This window comes from Streptomyces sp. NPDC104581 (genome assembly GCF_055583685.1).
Genome location: NZ_JBVJNN010000019.1, coordinates 1 through 19,907, shown reverse-complemented (window position 1 = coordinate 19,907; position 19,907 = coordinate 1). Strand labels below are relative to the sequence as shown.

20 protein-coding genes are annotated in these 19,907 nt (G+C 71.1%); 5 read left to right on the top strand and 15 right to left on the bottom strand.

All coding sequences use genetic code 11. The annotated features are described in order from the left end of the window. Nucleotides 1-141 precede the first annotated feature (141 nt). The 10 genes from aroQ to ACZ61E_RS17490 form a co-directional block, all read right to left on the bottom strand. Nucleotides 142-582, bottom strand: a complete 441-nt coding sequence (gene aroQ / locus ACZ61E_RS17535) for a type II 3-dehydroquinate dehydratase (protein ID WP_469700504.1) — start codon at nt 580-582, stop codon at nt 142-144. After that, the gene (aroB, locus tag ACZ61E_RS17530) at nt 579-1,682 is read right to left on the bottom strand and encodes a 3-dehydroquinate synthase (RefSeq protein WP_469700503.1); all 1,104 of its coding nucleotides are present in this window, start codon (nt 1,680-1,682) and stop codon (nt 579-581) included. The genes aroQ and aroB overlap by 4 nt, the downstream gene beginning before the upstream one ends. Beyond that, nucleotides 1,679-2,245: a shikimate kinase gene (locus tag ACZ61E_RS17525; RefSeq protein WP_469700502.1), complete on the bottom strand. Its 567-nt coding sequence runs from the start codon at nt 2,243-2,245 to the stop codon at nt 1,679-1,681. Before ACZ61E_RS17525 ends, aroB begins: the two co-directional genes overlap by 4 nt. Continuing rightward, nucleotides 2,242-3,426: a chorismate synthase gene (aroC, locus tag ACZ61E_RS17520; RefSeq protein WP_469700501.1), complete on the bottom strand. Its 1,185-nt coding sequence runs from the start codon at nt 3,424-3,426 to the stop codon at nt 2,242-2,244. The genes ACZ61E_RS17525 and aroC overlap by 4 nt, the downstream gene beginning before the upstream one ends. A gap of 129 nt (nt 3,427-3,555) precedes the next feature. Next, nucleotides 3,556-4,401, bottom strand: coding sequence for a shikimate dehydrogenase (locus ACZ61E_RS17515; protein ID WP_469700500.1), 846 nt, complete (start codon nt 4,399-4,401; stop codon nt 3,556-3,558). Beyond that, nucleotides 4,388-6,325, bottom strand: a complete 1,938-nt coding sequence (gene mltG / locus ACZ61E_RS17510) for an endolytic transglycosylase MltG (protein ID WP_469700499.1) — start codon at nt 6,323-6,325, stop codon at nt 4,388-4,390. The genes ACZ61E_RS17515 and mltG overlap by 14 nt, the downstream gene beginning before the upstream one ends. A gap of 191 nt (nt 6,326-6,516) precedes the next feature. Next, a complete protein-coding gene (ruvX, locus tag ACZ61E_RS17505; RefSeq protein ID WP_469700498.1) occupies nt 6,517-6,993 on the bottom strand; it encodes a Holliday junction resolvase RuvX in 477 nt (158 codons plus the stop codon). 27 nt (nt 6,994-7,020) lie between these two features. Then, nucleotides 7,021-9,690, bottom strand: a complete 2,670-nt coding sequence (gene alaS / locus ACZ61E_RS17500) for an alanine--tRNA ligase (protein WP_469700497.1) — start codon at nt 9,688-9,690, stop codon at nt 7,021-7,023. Then, nucleotides 9,690-10,064, bottom strand: a complete 375-nt coding sequence (locus tag ACZ61E_RS17495) for a DUF6167 family protein (protein WP_469700496.1) — start codon at nt 10,062-10,064, stop codon at nt 9,690-9,692. Before ACZ61E_RS17495 ends, alaS begins: the two co-directional genes overlap by 1 nt. Before the next feature lie 5 nt (nt 10,065-10,069). Further along, entirely contained in the window at nt 10,070-10,540 is a 471-nt protein-coding gene (locus tag ACZ61E_RS17490; RefSeq protein WP_469700495.1) for a DUF948 domain-containing protein, read from the bottom strand. A gap of 159 nt (nt 10,541-10,699) precedes the next feature. On the opposite strand from ACZ61E_RS17490, the gene ACZ61E_RS17485 reads away from it, so the two are divergent. Next, on the top strand, nt 10,700-11,188 hold the full coding sequence (locus ACZ61E_RS17485) for a hypothetical protein (RefSeq protein WP_469700494.1): 489 nt from the start codon (nt 10,700-10,702) through the stop codon (nt 11,186-11,188). Further along, nucleotides 11,170-11,586, top strand: a complete 417-nt coding sequence (locus ACZ61E_RS17480) for a hypothetical protein (protein WP_469700493.1) — start codon at nt 11,170-11,172, stop codon at nt 11,584-11,586. Before ACZ61E_RS17485 ends, ACZ61E_RS17480 begins: the two co-directional genes overlap by 19 nt. A 48-nt stretch (nt 11,587-11,634) precedes the next feature. Here the strand turns inward: ACZ61E_RS17480 and rpsD are convergent, their stop codons facing one another. Next, nucleotides 11,635-12,249, bottom strand: coding sequence for a 30S ribosomal protein S4 (gene rpsD, locus ACZ61E_RS17475; RefSeq protein ID WP_147877610.1), 615 nt, complete (start codon nt 12,247-12,249; stop codon nt 11,635-11,637). Between the two features lie 180 nt (nt 12,250-12,429). Here rpsD and ACZ61E_RS17470 point away from each other — a divergent pair, with 180 nt between their 5' ends. Continuing rightward, nucleotides 12,430-13,107 (top strand): DUF2470 domain-containing protein, encoded by a 678-nt coding sequence (locus ACZ61E_RS17470; protein ID WP_469700492.1) that lies wholly within the window; start codon nt 12,430-12,432, stop codon nt 13,105-13,107. A 37-nt stretch (nt 13,108-13,144) separates the two neighbouring features. Here ACZ61E_RS17470 and ACZ61E_RS17465 read toward each other — a convergent pair whose 3' ends face one another. The 4 genes from ACZ61E_RS17465 to ACZ61E_RS17450 all read right to left on the bottom strand — a co-directional run bounded on the left by ACZ61E_RS17465 (nt 13,145) and on the right by ACZ61E_RS17450 (nt 17,337). After that, entirely contained in the window at nt 13,145-14,512 is a 1,368-nt protein-coding gene (locus tag ACZ61E_RS17465; RefSeq protein WP_469700491.1) for a replication-associated recombination protein A, read from the bottom strand. Nucleotides 14,513-14,557: 45 nt separating this feature from the next. Continuing rightward, on the bottom strand, nt 14,558-15,193 hold the full coding sequence (locus ACZ61E_RS17460) for a vitamin K epoxide reductase family protein (RefSeq protein WP_469700490.1): 636 nt from the start codon (nt 15,191-15,193) through the stop codon (nt 14,558-14,560). 154 nt (nt 15,194-15,347) lie between these two features. After that, nucleotides 15,348-16,610 (bottom strand): histidine--tRNA ligase, encoded by a 1,263-nt coding sequence (hisS, locus tag ACZ61E_RS17455; protein ID WP_469700489.1) that lies wholly within the window; start codon nt 16,608-16,610, stop codon nt 15,348-15,350. Between the two features lie 13 nt (nt 16,611-16,623). Further along, a complete protein-coding gene (locus ACZ61E_RS17450; protein ID WP_469700488.1) occupies nt 16,624-17,337 on the bottom strand; it encodes an MBL fold metallo-hydrolase in 714 nt (237 codons plus the stop codon). A gap of 192 nt (nt 17,338-17,529) precedes the next feature. Between ACZ61E_RS17450 and ACZ61E_RS17445 the strand changes: the two genes are divergently transcribed. Both ACZ61E_RS17445 and ACZ61E_RS17440 read left to right on the top strand, forming a co-directional pair. Next, the gene (locus ACZ61E_RS17445; RefSeq protein WP_469700487.1) at nt 17,530-18,318 is read left to right on the top strand and encodes a peptidylprolyl isomerase; all 789 of its coding nucleotides are present in this window, start codon (nt 17,530-17,532) and stop codon (nt 18,316-18,318) included. 248 nt (nt 18,319-18,566) lie between these two features. Then, nucleotides 18,567-19,796 (top strand): DUF349 domain-containing protein, encoded by a 1,230-nt coding sequence (locus tag ACZ61E_RS17440; protein WP_469700486.1) that lies wholly within the window; start codon nt 18,567-18,569, stop codon nt 19,794-19,796. Nucleotides 19,797-19,907: the final 111 nt, after the last annotated feature.

Genomic DNA, 19,907 nt, shown 5'->3' with positions numbered 1-19,907 from the left:
CCGTCTCGTACGTCTGACGCTGATCGCTCGGCCACCGGGCCGACTTGCTTGGAACGGTACCGTCACCGGCCGTCCCCGGTAGAACGCCGGAAGCGGGCTCCGAGTGCCCGGCCGCCCGTCCGGGCTTCCCGACTGCCGCCGTCAGCCGTCGAGTTCCCCGGCGACGGCACGCAGCGCCAGCCGGTACGAGCCGATGCCGAACCCCGCGATCGTGCCACTGGCGACGGCCGCGACGACCGAGGTGTGGCGGAATTCCTCGCGTGTGTACGGGTTCGAGATGTGCACCTCGACCAGCGGCGCGGTGCGCTGCGCTGCGGCGTCCCGCATTCCGTACGAATAGTGCGTGAACGCGCCGGGGTTGAGTACGACGGGGATCGATCCGTCGGCCGCCTCGTGCAGCCAGCGGATCAGTTCACCCTCGTCGTTCGTCTCGCGCACATCGACGTCCAGGCCCAGTTCCTTGCCGGTGGACTGGCAGGTCTCCACAAGTCCGGCGTACGAGACGGAGCCGTAGACGTCCGGCTCGCGCGAGCCGAGGCGGCCCAGGTTGGGGCCGTTGAGCACCAGGACCCGACGGGTCACTCGGACACCTCCCCGTACGCGGCGAGCAGCACCGCCGGGTCCGGTCCCTCCAGCACGGTCGGCTTTGCCAGCCCGTCGAGGACGATGAAACGCAGCAGGTCACCGCGGGACTTCTTGTCGACCTTCATGGTTTCGAGCAGCTTGGGCCACTGGTCGCCGCGGTAGGTCAGCGGCAGTCCGACGGACTTGAGGACCGCGCTGTGCCGGTCGGCGGTGGCGTCGTCGAGCCGGCCCGCGAGCCGGCCCAGTTCGGCGGCGAAGACCATGCCGATGGAGACGGCCGCGCCGTGCCGCCATTTGTAGCGTTCGTTCTTCTCGATGGCGTGGGCGAGGGTGTGGCCGTAGTTGAGGATCTCGCGTACGCCGGACTCCTTGAGGTCGTTGGACACGACCTCGGCCTTGACCCGGATGGAGCGTTCGATCAGCTCGGCGGTGTGCGGTCCGGCGGGCGAGCGAGCGCCTTCGGGGTCGGCCTCCACCAGATCGAGAATGGCCGGATCGGCGATGAATCCGGCCTTGATGATCTCGGCCATCCCGCTCACGTAGTCGTGGACGGGCAGCGAGTCCAGCGCCGCGAGGTCGCAGAGGACTCCGGCGGGCGGGTGGAAGGCGCCGACGAGGTTCTTGCCCTCGGCCGTGTTGATGCCGGTCTTGCCGCCGATCGCCGCGTCGACCATGCCGAGGACGGTCGTCGGTACGGCGATCCACCGCACCCCGCGCAGCCAGCTCGCGGCGACGAAGCCCGCGACATCGGTCGTGGCGCCGCCGCCGACGCCGACGATGACGTCGCTGCGGGTGAAACCGGTCTGGCCGAGCGCCTTCCAGCAGTAGGCGGCGACCTCGACGGTCTTGGCCTCCTCCGCGTTGGGGAGCTGGATGGCGATCGCCTCGTACCCCTGGTCCGCCAGGTCCTGGCGCAGGGTCTCCCCGGTCTCGGCGAGCGCCTCCGGGTGCAGCACGGCGACGCGCTTGGCCCGGGGGCCGACGAGTACGGGCAGTTCGCCCAGCAGCCGCCGGCCGATCAGCACCTCGTACGGGTCGTGCCCGGCGGTGCCGCCGACCTGGATCCGGGTGACCTGCTGGTCCTGGTCGGTCGTCATGCCTGGTTCTCCTTGCCGGGGGTGGCGGACGGATCCGCGCCGGGGACGGCCGCCGGGCCCAGATCCAGCGCCTCGATGACGGCTTCGGCGACTTCTTCGGGCGCCCGTTCGTCGGTCGGGACGACCGCGCGCGCCACCTCCGTGTAGAGGGCGCGGCGCTCCTCCATCAACTGCTTCCACTGCTGGCGGGGGTTGATGGCGAGCAGCGGGCGGGCGAGCCCGAGCCCGGTGCGGCGGACCGCCTCGTTCGCCTCCATGGAGAGATAGACGACGGGGAGTCCGGCGAGCAGTCCGCGGGTGTCCTTGTCGAGGATGGCGCCGCCGCCGAGCGCGAGGACGCCGGGGTGTTCGGCGAGCGCGCTCCGTACGGCGGCCCGTTCCAGCTCGCGGAAGTGCTCCTCGCCGTCCTCGAAGAAGATGTCGGAGATCTCCCGGCCCTCGGCGGCGACGATGTCCGCGTCGGTGTCCCGGTAGCCGGTGTCGAGGCGTTCGGCGAGCAGCGCGCCGACGGTGGTCTTGCCGACCCCCATGGGGCCGACCAGGACGATCAGCGGGCGGTTCATCGGACCACCAGGTTCTGGAGGTAGGACTCGACGTTGCGCCGGGTCTCGGGCACGCTGTCGCCGCCGAACTTCTCGGCCACGGCGTCGGCGAGGGTGAGCGCGACCATGGCCTCCGCGACGATGCCCGCGGCGGGTACCGCGCAGACGTCGGAGCGCTGGTGGTGCGCCTTGGCGGGCTCGCCGGTGGCGACGTCGACGGTGGCGAGCGCGCGGGGCACGGTCGCGATGGGCTTCATCGCGGCCCGTACGCGCAGCAGTTCACCGGTCGTCAGACCGCCTTCGGTGCCGCCGGAGCGGCCCGAGGCACGCCGGATGCCCTCGTCGGTGACCATGATCTCGTCGTGCGCCCGGGAGCCGGGCACCCTGGCGAGGTCGAAGCCGTCGCCGACCTCCACGCCCTTGATGGCCTGGATGCCCATGAGGGCGGCGGCGAGCCGGGCGTCGAGCCTGCGGTCCCAGTGGACGTGCGAGCCGAGGCCGACGGGCACGCCGTAGGCCAGCACCTCGACCACACCGCCGAGGGTGTCGCCGTCCTTGTGTGCCTGGTCGATCTCGGCGACCATCGCGTCGCTCGCCTCGGGGTCGAGGCAGCGCACGGGGTCGGCGTCGAGCCGCTCGACGTCACCGGGGGTCGGGTAGACGCCGTAGGGGGCCTTGGCAGAGGCGAGTTCGACGACGTGGGACACGATCTCGATCCCGGCGGTCTCCTTCAGGTACGACCGCGCGACGGCGCCGAGCGCGACCCTGGCCGCGGTCTCGCGGGCGCTGGCGCGCTCCAGGATGGGGCGGGCCTCGGACGCGCCGTACTTCTGCATGCCGGCCAGATCGGCGTGGCCGGGGCGGGGGCGGGTCAGGGGCTCGTTACGGGCGAGCCCGGCGAGCACCTCGGGGTCGACCGGGTCGGCCGCCATGACCTGTTCCCATTTGGGCCACTCGGTGTTGCCGACCATGATCGCGACCGGCGATCCCATGGTCAGGCCGTGCCGTACGCCGCCGAGGAAGGTGACCTCGTCGCGCTCGAACTTCATGCGCGCGCCGCGTCCGTAGCCCAGGCGCCGGCGCGCGAGATGGTCGCCGACGATCTCCGTGGTGATGGGCACGCCCGCGGGAAGGCCCTCCAGAGTCGCGACGAGTGCGGGGCCGTGCGACTCCCCCGCGGTCAGCCAGCGCAACCTGCTCAACGGTGCTCCTCGGTAACTCTCGACAGCTTCGACGGTACGGATCGGGTACGCATCCTCAGGTTCTCGATCCTGCCATGACCGGCGGCCCGTTCCGTGACTCGTCCAGCCAGCGGATAGGTGGGCGAGCCGTCAGCTCCGGTGAACCTCAAGTGCCTGTTCACCGGCCTCGCGCATCACGGCGAGCGGCGCGGGTGCCCGGCCGGTCATCAGCTCGACCTGGATGACGGCCTGGTGCACGAGGAGGTCGAGTCCGCCGACCACGGGGCCGCCCCGCGCGGACCACGCCGCGGCGAGCGCGGTGGGCCAGGGGTCGTACAGCACGTCGAAGAGGGTTCCGGGGCGTTCGGGGACCCGTGGCGCCAGCGCGTCGGTCGCTCCGGCGGGAGTCGTCGCGATCACCAGCGGCGAGGTGAGCGCGTGGGCCGCCTGCGACCAGTCGGCGGTGCGGACGTCGACACCGAGCCGTTCCCCCCAGCCGCGCATCTCGGCGGCGCGGGCCGCACCGCGCACATAGGCGGTGACCGGTCCCGTACAGAGCTGGGAGAGCGCGGCGAGCGCGGACGACGCGGTCGCTCCGGCGCCGAGGACGGCCGCCGACTCCACCGCGGTGACGCCGCGTTCGCGCAGGGCGGCGAGCATGCCGGGGATGTCGGTGTTCTCGCCCGTGCGGCGGCCGTCGCCGTCGATGACGACGGTGTTGACGGCCTCCACCGACGCGGCCGTCCCGCTGACGGCGTCGAGCAGCGGGATGACGGCGCGCTTGAGCGGCATGGTCAGGGAGAGACCGGCCCAGGCCGGGTCGAGGCCCGCGAGGAACTCCGGGAGCCCCGCCTCGGTCACCTCGAAGCGGTCGTAGGACCAGTCGGTGAGCCCCAGTTCCGCGTACGCCGCCCGGTGGAGCACCGGGGAGAGCGAGTGCGCGATGGGCGAGCCGAGGACGGCCGCCCTGCGTCCGGTGGTGCTAGTCGTTCGCATTCTTCCGTCGCTCGTTGAATTCCTTGACGAGCTTCTCGTGCTCGGCCAGGGTCTCGGTGAATTCGGTGGTCTTGCCGTCGATCGAGATGAAGAACATCCAGCCGCCCGGGTCCGGCGCCTTGGTGGCGTTCAGCGCGTCGGCACCGGGGTTTCCGATCGGACCTGGCGGCAGACCCTTGTGGAAGTACGTGTTGTACGGGTCGGGGTTGTTCCTGATCTCCGAGGTGGAGATATCGATCTCGGACTCGTTCTTCAGATAATTGAACGCCGAGTCGAATTCGAGCTTCTGATTGGTCTCGGTGTTCGTCGGCTTGAGCCGGTTGAAGACGACGGACGCCATCTTCTTGAAGTCGTCGTGTGTGATTCCCTCGGCCTGCACCAGGCTGGCCACGGTGACGACGTCGAGCGGCGAGTCGAGACCCAGCTTCTCGGCCGATTCCTCCAGGTCGTACTTCTCGTACTCCTGGTTGGAGCGCGCGACCATCTGCTTGAGGACGTCCTCCGGCTTGGTCTTCTCGCCGATCTCGTAGCGCGCCGGATAGAGGAATCCTTCGAGCGGGTCTTTTATGTTCTTGTCGTCGTCGGCCCAGTCCGGCAGCCCGAGGTTGTCCGCTTCGGCCTTGGCCACGTCCGCGGTGGTACCGGGGTCGAGCTTGAGCTTCGTGTCGATGAACTCGTAGACCTGGACGGCACGGATTCCCTCGGCGATGGTCAGCGAGTTCAGATTGGCCGGGTTGGTCATCAGCTCGACCGCCGCCTTCGCCGACATCTCCTTCTTCATGGGATAGAGACCGGGCTGGATGGCTTTGCCCTTGGGGTGCGCGCCCGCCGCGTCGATGAACGCCTGCGCGCTCTTGACCACGCCGCTCTTCTTGAGCAGACCGCCCATCTCGGCGAGGCCCGCGCCCTGCGGGATCTCGACCTGGACCGTGCCCGTACCAGCACCGGAGAAGTCGGCGGGCGGGCCGAAGCGGTCCTGCCAGAACTGGTAGGCGTAGTACCCGCCGCCCGCGACACCGGCGACCAGGACGAGGGAGGCCACGAGGCAGGCACCGCCGCCGCGACGCTTCTTCTTCGCCTTGCCCCGGCGGTCCCGGCCGCCGCCTCCGCCGCGCCTGCCGCCGTCCTCGTCGTCGTACCCGGGGTCGTCGTCGCGGTCGTCCCGGTCGTCGAGAAGGCGGGGCCGGTCGTCGTCGCGCCCGCCGTCGTGGTCGGCGCCGGTGAAGAAGGGGTGCGTCTCCTCGGGCTGCGGGCCGTCCCAGTCGTTCTCCGGCCCCTGCGGGGGCGGCTCCTGTCGGCCGCGGTCCGGGGGGCGCTGCCCCTGGTACGCCTCGGAGGCGCCGTACGGGTCGGGGCTCGCGCCGCCGTAGCCGGGGCCCTGCCCGCCTGCGTAGGGGTCGCCCGGGTTCCCGCCGTACGGCGTGGCCCCCTGCTGACCGGTGTCCCAGCCTCCCCCGTCGTACCGGGGGTTGTCGGGCTGCTGCCCGGCGGAGTACTGGGGCCGGCTGCCGTACTGCGGGTCGCCGTATTGCTGTTGGGGGTACTGGGGCTGCTGCTGGGAGTCGTACTGCCCTTGAGGGTGCTGCTGGTGCTGCTGCGCGTACTGCTGCTGACCGGTGTCCCAGCCTCCCCCGTCGTACTGGGGGTCGTACTGCCCTTGAGGATGCTGCTGGGGGTGCTGCTGATGCTGCTCGTGTTGCTGGGCGTACTGCTGCTGACCGGTGTCCCAGCCGCCGTCGTACTGGTACTGGGGGTCGTACTGCGCTTGCGGGTGTTGTTGCTGCTGCTGGTGGGGATGCTGAGGCTGGTCGTCGTACGCGGCCCTGCCGTCGGCGGCCTGTTGCGCACGCCATCCCTGGTCCCCGTAAAGGGGATCCTCGGGGTGCCACGGTTCAGGGCCTCGACCCCGGCCATAGTCAGTCATCGATCCCCTAGAGCCGCGAGGCGGCCGGTGCCGGGCGCGGATGGCCCGGTGTCCGTGACGCCTCTCTCTGTGCGGCAGTTGTTCGAATCCCCGCCGCATCGCGCGGAACGTTACCGTATCGCGATCAGACGACCTTCATCCGCGCAGACCGATAACCGTAAGTATGTTCCGGTTTCGCCTGATCAGGCGCCTCAGGTCTGAACCCGCACACCCTCACCGGGCGGTGCGCCCGAGGCCCGCTCCGACTCCAGCGCGTTCTGAAGGATGATGACGGCCGCCACCTGGTCGATGACGGATCTGCCCTTCTTGGCCTTCACACCCGAGGCGCGCAGCCCCTGGCCGGCGGTGACCGTGGTCATTCTCTCATCCACGAGACGTACCGGAACGGGCGCGATACGGCGGGCCACCTCCTCCGCGAAGGCCCGGACCTTGACCGCCGCCGGTCCCTCGCCGCCGCTGAGCGAACGCGGCAGACCGATCACGACCTCGATCGGCTCGTACTCCTCGACCAGTCGCACGAGCCGTCGGTGGGCGGCCGGGACATCCCGTCCGGGCACGGTCTCCACCGGAGTCGCGAGGACCCCGTCGGGGTCGCACGAGGCGACCCCGATCCGGGCGTCCCCGACGTCGACGGCCAGTCTGCGGCCGCGCCGCACGAGCTGGGTCATGTCCTCACGTCCACAGGCCGCGCGTCCTCAGGCCGTCTCGCCGACGAGGCGCTCGACAGTGGCCACGGCGTCCCCGACGGCCGCCGGGTTCTGACCGCCGCCCTGGGCGACGTCCGGCTTGCCACCGCCTCCGCCACCGAGGGTCTTGGCGGCGGCGCGCACCAGGTCGCCGGCCTTGAGCCCGCGCCCACGGGCGGCCTCGTTGGTCGCGATCACCGTCAGCGGGCGACCGCCCACCGTGGTGAACAGCGCGACGACGGCCGGCCGGTCCCCGGGGATCCGCCCGCGCACGTCGAGCACCAGCCTGCGCAGGTCGTCGGCGGACGTGCCGTCCGGCACCTGGCCGGTGACCAGGGCGGTGCCCCGTACGTCCTTGGCGCCCTCGACCAGTCCGGCGGCGGCGGACAGCACCTTCTCCGCGCGGAACTTCTCGATCTCCTTCTCGGCGTCCTTCAGCTTGGCGAGCATCCCGGCGATCTTCTCCGGCAGCTCCTCGGAGCGGCCCTTCACCAGCTCCTGGAGCTGGGCGACGACCGTGTGCTCCCTGGCCAGGAAGTTGTAGGCGTCCACGCCGACGAGCGCCTCGATACGGCGCACGCCGGAGCCGATGGAGGACTCGCCGAGCAGCTTCACCAGACCGAGCTGGGCGGTGTTGTGCACATGCGTGCCGCCGCACAGCTCCTTGGAGAAGTCACCGATGGTGACGACCCGGACCCGCTCGCCGTACTTCTCGCCGAACTCGGCGATGGCGCCCTGCTTCTTGGCCTCGTCGATCGACATGACCTCGGCCTGGACGTCGAGTTCACGGGCGAGGACTTCGTTGATCTTCTGCTCGACGTCGGTGAGGACCGTGCCGGGTACGGCGGCGGGCGAGCCGAAGTCGAAGCGGAAGCGGCCGGGCGAGTTCTCGGAACCGGCCTGGGCGGCCGTCGGGCCCAGCGCGTCGCGCAGCGCCTGGTGCGTGAGATGCGTGGCGCTGTGGGCGCGGGCGATGGCCCGCCGGCGGTGGGTGTCGATGGCGGCGAACGCGGCGGAGCCCACGGTGACCTCGCCGACCTGCACGGACCCCTTGTGCACGGAGACGCCGGGGACCGGCTGCTGGACGTCGCGCACCTGGATGACGGCGCCGGTGTCGAGCTTGATCCGGCCCTGGTCGGCGAGCTGGCCGCCGCCCTCGGCGTAGAACGGGGTGCGGTCGAGTACGACCTCGACCTCGTCGCCCTCGGTGGCGGCGGGCGACGGCACGCCGTCGACGAGCAGACCGACGATGCGCGACTCGCTCTCGGTGCCGGTGTAACCGGTGAACTCGGTGGAGCCGGAGGTGTCGGCGACCTCGCGGTAGGCGGAGAGGTCGGCGTGCCCGGTCTTCTTGGCCTTGGCGTCGGCCTTGGCCCGGTCCCGCTGCTCCTTCATGAGCCGGCGGAAGCCGTCCTCGTCCACGGACAGGCCCTGTTCGGCGGCCATTTCGAGGGTGAGGTCGATCGGGAAGCCCCAAGTGTCGTGGAGCAGGAACGCCTTCTCGCCGGCCAGGACCGACCCGCCGGCCGCCTTGGTCTCGGTGACGGCCGTGTCGAGGATGTTGGTGCCGCCCCTGATGGCCTTGAGGAAGGCGGCCTCCTCGGCGAGGGCGACGGTCTCGATGCGCTTGCGGTCGGTGATCAGCTCGGGGTACTGCTCGCCCATGGCCCCGATGACGACGTCGAGCAGGTCGGCGACGACGGGTCCGGTGGCGCCGAGGAGCCGCATGTTGCGCACGGCGCGGCGCAGGATGCGGCGCAGGACGTAACCGCGGCCCTCGTTGCCGGGGGTGACCCCGTCGCCGATGAGCATCACGGAGGTGCGCATGTGGTCGGTGACGATGCGCAGATAGACGTCCGAGGCGGGGTCGGCGCCGTAGCGGACACCGGTCAGTTCGGTGGCCTTGTCGATGACGGCCATCGAGGTGTCGATCTCGAACATGTTGGGGACGCCCTGGAGAACCATGGCGAGCCGTTCGAGGCCGAGGCCGGTGTCGATGTTCTTGGAGGGGAGGTCGCCCAGGATCTCGAAGTCCTCCTTGCCCTCCCCCTCGCCGCGCTCGTACTGCATGAAGACCAGGTTCCAGATCTCCACGTAGCGCTCGCCGTTGACGGCGGGGCCGCCCTCCTCGCCGAACTCGGGGCCGCGGTCGTAGAAGATCTCCGAACAGGGTCCGCAGGGGCCGGGTACGCCCATGGACCAGTAGTTCTCCTTCATACCCAGCCGCTGGATGCGCTCGGCGGGGAAACCGACCTTCTCGGTCCAGATGTCGGAGGCCTCGTCGTCGTCGAGGTAGACGGTGACCCAGAGCCGCTCCGGGTCCAGGCCGTAGCCGCCGTCCGCCACGGAGGTGGTCAGCAGCTCCCACGCGAGCGGGATGACGCCTTCCTTGAAGTAGTCCCCGAAGGAGAAGTTGCCGCACATCTGGAAGAACGTGCCGTGCCGGGTGGTCTTGCCGACCTCCTCGATGTCCGGCGTGCGCACGCACTTCTGCACGCTGGTCAGGCGCGGGGCCGGCGGCTTGGCCTCACCGAGGAAGTACGGCTTGAAGGGGACCATGCCCGCGGGGATCAGCAGCAGAGTCGGGTCGTCCGCGATGAGCGACGCCGAAGGGACGACGGTGTGCCCGCGCTCCTCGAAGAAGCGCAGCCAGCGGCGGCGGATTTCGGCCGACTCCATCAGTGGTCCTCATTCCGGTTGTGCGGTGTACGCGAGTTGAGTCTGTCGCTGTGGTCGTGTTCTCGGTCGTACCGGCGCCCGTCGGACCGGTCCTGTGCGCGGGCCTCGACTGCGAGACGGCGGCTCGCGGGGAGTTGGGGGTCGGCGGGTGCGTCGAGCCCCAGCACCTCGCCGAGTTCGGACTCGCGCTGGACCATGCCCGCCCGGACGTCGAGTGCGAAGTCCTTGAGGCGGTGGCCCGCGTCGACCGCCTTGTTGGCGGCCTGCGCGGCGAGGCTCTCGGGCGTCAACTGCCGGATTTTCGTGTGGACCTTGGTGGTGGCCCACACGCCGGCCGCCGCGCCCGCGGTGAACCAGAACGTACGGCGGAACATCGGCCTCAGCCCTTCTGCTTCCTGCTGCGGCGGGCGGCCGGAACGGTCCTGCCCACGATGACGGTGCGGCGTTCGCGCGCGGGCGGTGCCGGCGCCGGTGCCTCACGGTCGGCGCGTGCCGACTCGGCCGGGGCCCTGCGGCTCATCGCGCGCCGTACGCCGTAGCCGAAGGCCGCGACCTTGACCAGGGGGCCGCCGAAGGTCGACGCCACGGTGGTGGAGAGCGCCGACGCGTTGGAGGTGACCTCCTGGACGTCGGTCGCGATGGCGTCGACCCGGTCGAGCTGGTTCTGCGCGGCGCGTACCGTCTCCGACGCGTCGGCCAGCAGCGGTACGGCCTGATCGGTCACGTCCGCCACGAGTTTGGTGGTCGCCTTGAGCGTCTGGGCCAGCCTCACGAGCACCACGGCGAGGAGGGTGACCAGCACCGCCCAGAAGACGGCCACCAGGATCCCGGCAACCTCTCCACCGGTCACGCTGCACCGCTCTCTGCGTCGGGTCCGTCCCCCGCGGCGCGGGGGACGAGTCGTAGTCGGCCGGCCCAGAACCGGGCGTCCTGGTCGGTCGTTGAAAGTCCTCCCTCGACCTTATCGCGCCCGGAGTGGCTCCCCGTACCGGTTTGACGCGGCCGCGGAGTGCTGGGCTATGTGGCGGTCCTCCAGGGCGACAACGCGGCCGCGGTGCGCGCGCTGTACGCGTGCCGGGAAGAGGCCGCCCGGACGAGAGACGCGCGGGCGCACGCCTACGCGGTGCACCGGCTGGGCTGTCTCGCGCTCCTCACCGGCGACCTGCCGCGCGTCGAGCGGCTGCTGCGCGCCGCGCTCGGCTCGTACGACGAACTGGGCGAGATCAACAGCAATGTACTGATGGGCCGGGTGGAACTCGCCCTGTCCCTCGTCTTCCTGGGCGACCTGGACGCGGCCGTGGCGCTGTGCGCCGATGTGCGGGAGGTCCGCGAGGAGAGCGGCGAGCGCTGGGCCCGCTCCTACGCGCTCTACGTGCACGCCTGTGCGGCCCGGACGCGCGGCCGGCTGACCGAGGCGCGCGCGCCCTGCTCGCCGAGGCGATCACCATCCACCACACCTTCAACGACCTGGTCGGTCTGGTGCTGGCGATGGAGCTGATGGCGCTGGTGACGGCGGACGAGGGGGACCCGGCGGAGGCGTCGGTGCTCCAGGGCGCGGCGGGCGGGCTCTGGCCGTCGGTCGGTGTCCCGCTGTTCGGCTCCGCCGCCTTCGGGGCACCGCACGAGCGGTGCGAGCGGCGGGCGCTGGGGGCGCGGGCGTACGGCGCCGGGGTGGCGGAGGGACGCGCCCTGCCGCGGGCGGAGGCCGTCGAACGGGCGCTGGCCGGGCCGCGCGGGGCGTCCGTCTCCGTGCCGCCGGGCCGGTCGCCGGACGGCCCCGGTCCGGCGCGGGACCGGGAGCCGGGTCGCGAGCCGGGGCGGGACCGGGAGACGGGGCGGGAAACGCGAGAGCCCGCCGGCTCCCCCAATCGGATCGGCGGGGCAGCGGCGGGCTGAAGCGCGGTCGTTCGCGGTGAGGCGAACCACGCCCGGATCAGCGGGTGATCAGCGGGCGTAGTACTCGACGACGAGCTGCTCGTCGCAGATGACCGGGATTTCCTTGCGCAGCGGGTCGCGGTCCAGACGGAACGCCAGCGCCTTCAGGTTGACCTGGAGGTAGCGCGGGGTCTCGCCGTCCGTGTCGTAGCCACCCTCGCGGGCGACCTGGAAGGGAACCTTCTCGCGGCTGCGCTCGCGGACCATCACGACGTCGTCGGGACGGACGCGGAACGACGGCTTGTCGACCTTGCCGCCGTTGACCTCGATGTGGCCGTGGACGACCATCTGACGGGCCTGGTAGATGGTGCGGGCGATGCCCGAACGCAGGACCAGGGCGTCGAGACGACGCTCCAGCTCGACGACCAGGGCCTCGCCGGTCTTGCCGCCGGCCTTGCGGGCGCGGTCGTAGGCGCGGGCCATCTGGCGCTCGCTGATGTCGTACTGGGCACGCAGACGCTGCTTCTCCAGCAGACGGACCTTGTAGTCACTGTTCTGCTTGCGGCCGCGGCCGTGCTCACCCGGCGGGTAGGGACGGGCCTCGAAGTACTTCACGGCCTTCGGCGTCAGCGCGATACCGAGCGCGCGTGACTTCTTGACCTTGGGACGCGACTGGTTAGGCACGTTCTCCAGACCTCCGTTGTAGGTTAGGTTAGGCTCACCTTACTCAAAGGAGATCGCATGTCTCGTCGCCCTGGGAACACCACGCGCATCACAGACAGCCTCGACGCGCAGGGCATCGATACGACGGAGGTCCGATCAGCTCATGGTCAGCCGCGTCCCAGCGGGCTTGAAATCGCCCGGATGCCGTCAGCAGCCGAGCGCACACGAACTCTCGTACAGAGTACATGCTCAGCGGTGCTGCTCGTCCCGGGCCTGGACGCGCTGCGGGCCGACCAGTTGATGCCGGACGCGCGGACCGTCGACACCGACGGTGACGTGCTGCTGGCCTTCGCGGCCGACTCCCCCGTCGTGCGGGCGGCGACACACGCGCAGGCGGACGAGCTGGCCGCCGTGCTGGAGGTCACCGATGTCGCACCGGTCTCCGTACCCCACCGTATCCGGGGCCGCGCCTGGGTCTCCGGCTGGTTGACACGCCTCGGGCACGGGTCCGAGCCCGGCCGGACGACGCTGCGGCTGGAGGTCGGCGAGGCTTTCGTGGACGACCTGTGGGGCGCGGAGCCGGTGGAGGCGGACGCGTTCGCCGCGGCCGTACCGGACCCGCTGTCGGAGCACGAGGCCGAGCTGCTCCAGCATCTGCACGCGGCGCACAGCGCCGAGGTCCGGACGCTGCGCTCGCTGCTCGGCGAGCGGTCCGGCGGGACGGCGGCCGTACCGGTCGGTGTGGACCGCTTCGGACTGCGGGTGCGCTTCACGGGCGTCAACTGCTTCGACGCCCGCTTCGACTTCCCCGAGCCGGTGCGTGACGTGGGCGAACTGCGCCGTGCCATGCACGCGCTCTTCGACGCGGCGAGCCGCTGAGCGCGGCGGGAACGACCGGGGGCACCCGCCACCCGGGTCAGTTGGCGGGGGCGTCGCCGCGCAGCCGTTCGCGGACCTTCTCGACCACGTCCGCGTACCGCGCCTCGGCGCCGTACCGCGTCGGTTCGTAGTACCGCCTGCCCCGCACCTCCTCCGGGGCGTAGTGCTGCGCGGCGATACCGCCCGGCACATCGTGCGGATAGACATACCCCTGCGCGTGGCCGAGCTTGGCCGCGCCCTTGTAGTGGCCGTCGCGCAGATGCGTCGGTACGGGTCCGGCCAGCCCCTTCTTCACGTCCTCCAGCGCGGCGGAGATCGCGTTCATCGCCGCGTTCGACTTGGGGGCCAGCGCCAGCGCGATGGTCGCGTGGCTCAGGGTGAGCGCGGCCTCCGGGAAGCCGATCATCGCCACGGCCTGGGCCGCCGCGACGGCGGTGGGCAGGGCCGTCGGGTCGGCCAGGCCGATGTCCTCGCTGGCCGAGATCATCAGCCGGCGGGCGATGAACCGGGGGTCCTCGCCCGCCTCGATCATGCGGGCCAGATAGTGCAGCGCCGCGTCCACGTCCGAGCCGCGGATCGACTTGATGAGCGCGCTCGCCACGTCGTAGTGCTGGTCGCCCTCGCGGTCGTACTTCACGGCCGCGCGGTCGACCGTCTCCTCGACCGTGCCGAGGCTGATCTCCTTCTCGCCCTTGGAGATGGCGGCGCCGGCCGCGGCCTCCAGGGCGGTCAGGGCGCGCCGGGCGTCTCCCCCGGCGATCCGCAGCAGATGCGCCTCGGAGTCCTCCGGGAGGGAGACCGCGCCGCCGAGCCCGCGCTCCTCGGTGAGCGCGCGCCGCAGCAGGGCGCGCAGGTCGTCGTCGGTGAGCGGCTCCAGTGTCAGCAGCAGGGAGCGCGAGAGCAGCGGGGAGATCACCGAGAAGTAGGGGTTCTCGGTGGTGGCCGCGATGAGCGTGATCCAGCGGTTCTCCACGGCGGGCAGCAGGGAGTCCTGCTGGGCCTTGCTGAATCGGTGGATCTCGTCCAGGAAGAGGACGGTCTCCTTGCCGAAGCCGCCGGACGCGCGGCGGGCACCGTCGATGACCGCGCGGACCTCCTTGACGCCCGCGGTGATCGCGGAGAGCTCCACGAAGCGCGCGTCGGTCGCCTTGGAGACCACATAGGCGAGGGTCGTCTTACCCGTGCCGGGCGGGCCCCAGAGCAGGACCGACGAGGGACCCGCGGGTCCCCTGCCCTGCGCGGCCCGCTCGACCAGCCGCCGCATCGGGGAGCCGGGCTTCAGCAGATGGCCCTGGCCGACGACCTCGTCCAGGACCCGCGGACGCATCCGTACGGCGAGCGGGCTGCTGGACGGGTCGTTCTCCTGGCGGTCTTCCGCTGCTGCGGTAAAGAGGTCGGGCTCCACGTTCCGAAGCCTATGCCAGCCCACCGACAGTGCGGACCGGTACGGTCAGCCGGTCCAGAAGTCCCACCAGCGGGTCAGGACGAGCATGCCGATGATCCCGATCCACAGCACGGGCAGCACCCAGTGGAACTCCCCCATCGCCCCGCGCAGCCACCGCGGCGCCGGGATGATCCCGCGTGTGACGTTGTGGGTGGTGACGTAGGAGAACATCACGATCGTCGCCACCCAGGCGAGGCAGCACCACAGGCACAGAGAGCTGATGTTGTAGAGCGACTGGTACTGGAGCCAGGTGCAGAAGCCGACGCCGAACAGCATCCCGGCGTTGAGCCCGAGCCAGAACCACCGCCGGTACCGCGCCCCGGCGAGGAGCCCCAGCCCCACACAGACCACGACGGCGTAGGTGACGAGCCCCAGCATCGGGTTGGGGAAGCCGAAGGCCGACGCCTGCTCGCTCGTCATGATGTTCCCGCACGAGACCACCGGGTTCAGACTGCACCCCGGCGTGAAGCCCGGGTCCTCCAGCAGCTTGAACTTGTCGATCGTGATCACCCACGACGCCAGCACACCCGCCGCACCCGTCACCACCAGCAGCCACGCCAGCACCCGCCCCGCCCCGATCGGACCGGTCGCGTCGCGCTCCGCCCGGTCGGCGGCCACGTCGTCAAGCGCTGCACTCGTCATATCGCCGTTCCATCACTCGTGGCTGCACCGGAAGCAGAGGGCCCGGCCATTCTGCCGCACCCGTGCCCGTATCCGCCGTTCGATGGACATAAGGAGGCACGCGGAAGGCCCCGGACAGCCGGTGGCGTCCGGGGCCCGTGCGTCGGACCGGCCGTCAGACGAGTCTGGCCGTGAGATCGGCCACCAGCGCGTCGAGCGGTACGGGCTTCTGCTCGCCGCTCTCCATGTCCTTGACCTGGGCCACGCCCTCGGCGAGATCGCGCTCACCGGCGACGATCGTGAAGCGCGCGCCCGAGCGGTTGGCGTTCTTCATGGCGCCCTTGAGCCCCTTGCCGCCGTAGCTGAAGTCGGCGGCCACCCCGGCCCGGCGCAGCTCGGTGACCACGCCGAACAGCCGCCGGCGCGCCTCCTCGCCGAGCGGCACCGCGAACACGCTGGTGGCGGCCGGCAGTTGGAGGGTGATGCCCTCGGCCTCCAGTGCCAGCACCGTACGGTCCACGCCGAGCGCCCAGCCGACTGACGGCAGCGCGGGGCCGCCGATCATCTCCGAGAGCCCGTCGTAGCGCCCGCCGCCGCCGACGGCGGACTGGGCGCCGAGGCCGTCGTGGACGAACTCGAAGGTGGTGCGGGTGTAGTAGTCCAGGCCCCGTACGAGCCGTTCGTCGTCCTCGTACGCGACACCCGCCGCCGTCAGCAGCTCGCGCACCTCGGCGTGGTAGACCCGGCACGCCTCGCAGAGGTGGTCGCGCAGCTTCGGGGCGCCGGTGAGCTGCCGCCGTACCTCGGGGCGCTTGTCGTCGAGGACCCGCAGGGGGTTGATCTCGACGCGCCGGCGGGTCTCCTCGTCCAGGTCGAGGTCGCGCAGGAAGTCCTGGAGGGCCTCCCGGTAGACGGGGCGGCACTCCTTGTCGCCCAGGGAGTTCAGCAGGATACGGAAGCCGCTCAGGCCGAGCGACCGGTACGCCTGGTCGGCGAGGATGATCAGTTCGGCGTCGAGCGCCGGGTCCTCGGCGCCGATCGCTTCCGCGCCGACCTGGGAGAAGTGGCGGTAGCGGCCCTTCTGCGGGCGCTCGTAGCGGTAGTAGGAGCCCGAGTACCAGAGCTTGACGGGGAGGTTGCCGGCCTTGTGCAGATTCGCTTCGAGCGCCGCGCGCAGTACGGAGGCGGTGCCTTCGGGGCGCAGCGCCAGCTCGGAGCCGCCCTTGGTGGTGAGGGTGTACATCTCCTTGGTGACGATGTCGGTGGACTCACCGACGCCGCGGGCGAAGAGTTCGACGTCCTCGAAGCCGGGGGTCTCGATGTAGCCGTATCCGGAGTTCTTCAGCGGTGCGGAGATCGCCTCGCGGACCGCGAGGTACACGGCGGAGTCCGGCGGAAGCAGGTCGTAGGTGCCCTTGGGGGCCTGAAAGGTGCTCATGGGATTCGCTGCGTCACATTCCTCGTCGCGGAGCGGCGCTCTCGCCGCTTCCGTAGCCTGCGGCCACCTCGCGCAGATACGGGTTGGTGGCTCGCTCCCGGCCGATGGTCGTCTGGGGGCCGTGGCCGGACAGCACCACGGTCGAGTCGTCGAGCGGCAGGCAGACACGGCCCAGCGAGTCGAGCATCTCGGCCGGATCGCCGCCGGGCAGGTCCGTGCGTCCGACGGAGCCGGCGAACAGCAGGTCGCCCGAGAAGAGGACGGAGGGAATGTCCGCGGCCTCGGGCACCCTGAAGGTCACCGACCCCTTCGTATGGCCGGGCGCGTGCGCGACGCCGAAGGTCAGGCCCGCCAGTGCCAGCTCCGTGCCGTCGCCCAGTTCCCTGACGTCGTCGGGCTCCCCCACGGTCAGCTCACCCATGAGCGGCATCCCGATGGAGCGGCCGAGGGCCTTCTCGGGGTCGCTCATCATGTACCGGTCCGACGGGTGGATCCACGCGGGCACGTCGTGCGCGCCGCAGACGGGGACCACCGACGCGACATGGTCGATGTGGCCGTGGGTCAGGATGACGGCGACGGGCTTGAGGCGGTGCTTGGCGATCGTCTCCGCGACGCCTTCGGTGGCCTGGTGGCCGGGGTCGATGATCACGCACTCCTCGCCCGCGGCGGGGGCGACCAGATAGCAGTTGGTCCCCCAGGCCCCGGCCGGGAACCCGGCAATAAGCACGATCGTCCTCAAATGTCGTCCGTCGGGAGATTGCAGCAGATCAGAGCCTACCGGCGCTCCTCATTACACAGGTAACCCATATACCGTACGGGGCTAGTCAGGCGTTCACAGGACTTGGTGGTGAGGACCGCCTGAGCACCGCCTCAGCACAGCTTCACGACAGGGCCCACGAAGACACGAGGAGACGACCCGGTGGTCAACAGCGAGCAGCGCCGGCGCCAGCTTGCCAGGGAGAAGTTCGAGCGGCAGCAGCAGCGCCGGGCGGAGAGTCGCAACAAGGCCCGGCGCCGTAACGCGGTCATCGCAGCGTCGCTGGCCGTGGTGGTGGCGGCGGGCGGCGGCGCGTACGCCATCGCGGGTCTGACGGACGACGGCGGCAAGAAGGACAGCGCCGCGGACAACCCGTCGGCGCCGCCGTCGCCGAGCGAGAGCAAGCCCGCCGGGCCGAAGATGACGATCGACGCCAAGGCCAAGTACACGATGTCGCTCAAGACCAGCCAGGGCGACATCGGTATCGCGATGGACGCGGCGAAGACGCCCGAAACGGTGAACTCCTTCAAGTCGCTCGCCGACAAGAAGTTCTTCGACGGCACCAAGTGCCACCGCCTGACCACAGAGAACATCTTCGTGCTCCAGTGCGGCGACCCCAAGGGCGACGGCACCGGCGGTCCGGGCTACACCATCGCGGACGAGAACCTGGACGCGCTCGGCAAGCCCGCGGCGGACGGCGCCGTGACGTACCCCGCGGGATCGGTGGCGATGGCGAATACCGGCCAGCCGAACAGCGGCGGCAGCCAGTTCTTCCTCGTCTGGAAGGACACCAAGCTGCCGCCCTCGTACACCCCGTTCGGGACGATGGACGCCGAGGGCCTGAAGACCGTGAAGGGCGTCGCCGCGGGGGGCGTCACCGGTGACAACAAGGGGGACGGTGCGCCGAAGAAGACCGTGACCATCGAGAAGGGCACCGTCGACGAGACGTGAGGGCGGGTGACCGGCGGCTCGGCCCCCGGCACGACCGCTGGGAGCGCCCCGCTGCCGGACCCCGCGAATTTCGGCCGTGCGGAGTGCGGACAGCCGGGCTGCCGGTCACCTAGATTGGCGTTGTGCGGCGCGCGGATCGGCTTCGGCGGATCGGCTTCCGCGTCGCGGAAGACGGGCGAGGCCCGTCCAGGAAACTGTGGACGATGCCCGGGGGGCACCCCTCGCAGGCATCAGGTGGAGGAGGCGCTGTGAGCAGCGACCCGTGGGGCCGAGTCGACGAGACAGGCACCGTGTACGTGCGCACGGCCGAGGGCGAGCAGGTCGTCGGATCGTGGCAGGCAGGCTCTCCCGAGGAGGCTCTGGCCTACTTCGAGCGCAAGTACGAGGGCCTGGTGGTCGAGATCGGCCTTCTCGAACGGCGGGTGAAGACCACCGATCTCTCGGCCAAGGACGCGCAGTCCGCCATCGATCATCTGCGGGCGCAGGTCGACGAGCATCACGCGGTCGGTGATCTCGCCGCGCTGCGTACCCGGCTCGACGGGCTTGTCGCCACGGTCGAGGCGCGCCGTGAGGAGCGCAGGGTCCAGAAGGCGAAGCAGGCGGACGCCGCGCGTGAGTCGAAGCAGGCGCTGGTCGCGGAGGCCGAGGAACTGGCGGCGAGCGACCAGTGGCGGTCCGCGGGTGAGCGGCTGCGCGCGCTGGTGGACACCTGGAAGAGCCTGCCGCGGCTGGACCGGAAGTCCGACGACGAGCTGTGGCACCGCTTCTCGCACGCGCGCTCGGCGTTCTCCAAGCGCCGCAAGGCGCACTTCGCCTCGCTGGACGCGCAGCGCGAGGAGGCCCGCAAGGCCAAGGAGAAGCTGGTCACCGAGGCCGAGTCGCTGTCGGGCTCCACGGACTGGGGCGGGACGGCGGCCAGGTACCGCGAGCTGATGACGGAGTGGAAGGCCGCGGGCCGTGCGCAGCGCGAGGCCGAGGACGATCTGTGGAACCGCTTCCGCGGCGCCCAGGACGTCTTCTTCGCCGCCCGCGGTGAGGTCTTCGCCGAGCGGGACGCGGAGCAGACCGAGAATCTGAAGCTCAAGGAGGAGCTGGCGACCGAGGCGGAGCGGCTGCTCCCGGTGACGGACCTGAAGGCGGCCCGTGCCGCGTTCCGGGCCATCAACGAGCGCTGGGAGGCCATCGGGCATGTGCCCCGTGACGCCAGGCCCCGTGTCGAGGGCCGGATGCAGACGGTGGAGCGGGCGCTTCAGGAGTCCGAGGAGAACGAGTGGCGCCGGACGAACCCGGAGGCGCGTGCGCGTGCCGCGGGTCTGACGGGCCAGCTCCAGGCCGCCGTCGACACGCTGCGTACGCAGATCGACACGGCGCGCGCCTCGGGCAACAACGCCAGGGCCGACAAGCTGGCGAAGGAGCTGGAGGGCCGGCAGGCGCTGCTGGACCAGGCGCTGAAGGGTCTTCAGGAGTTCGGGGGCTGACGCACCCGCACGACGTGGAGGGGGGGGGGGGGGGGGGGGGGGGGGGGGGGGGGGGGGGGGGGGGGGGGGGGGGGGGGGGGGGGGGGGGGGGGGGGGGGGGGGGGGGGGGGG

Bases quoted from the DNA above. Each gene is read 5' to 3' on its own strand.
- aroB (WP_469700503.1), bottom strand. From the start codon at position 1,682: ATGACGACCGACCAGGACCAGCAGGTCACCCGGATCCAGGTCGGCGGC.
- ACZ61E_RS17525 (WP_469700502.1), bottom strand. From the start codon at position 2,245: ATGAACCGCCCGCTGATCGTCCTGGTCGGCCCCATGGGGGTCGGCAAG.
- ACZ61E_RS17515 (WP_469700500.1), bottom strand. From the start codon at position 4,401: ATGCGAACGACTAGCACCACCGGACGCAGGGCGGCCGTCCTCGGCTCG.
- mltG (WP_469700499.1), bottom strand. From the start codon at position 6,325: ATGACTGACTATGGCCGGGGTCGAGGCCCTGAACCGTGGCACCCCGAG.
- ruvX (WP_469700498.1), bottom strand. From the start codon at position 6,993: ATGACCCAGCTCGTGCGGCGCGGCCGCAGACTGGCCGTCGACGTCGGG.
- alaS (WP_469700497.1), bottom strand. From the start codon at position 9,690: ATGGAGTCGGCCGAAATCCGCCGCCGCTGGCTGCGCTTCTTCGAGGAG.
- ACZ61E_RS17495 (WP_469700496.1), bottom strand. From the start codon at position 10,064: ATGTTCCGCCGTACGTTCTGGTTCACCGCGGGCGCGGCGGCCGGCGTG.
- ACZ61E_RS17470 (WP_469700492.1), top strand. From the start codon at position 12,430: ATGCCGTCAGCAGCCGAGCGCACACGAACTCTCGTACAGAGTACATGC.
- ACZ61E_RS17460 (WP_469700490.1), bottom strand. From the start codon at position 15,193: ATGACGAGTGCAGCGCTTGACGACGTGGCCGCCGACCGGGCGGAGCGC.
- hisS (WP_469700489.1), bottom strand. From the start codon at position 16,610: ATGAGCACCTTTCAGGCCCCCAAGGGCACCTACGACCTGCTTCCGCCG.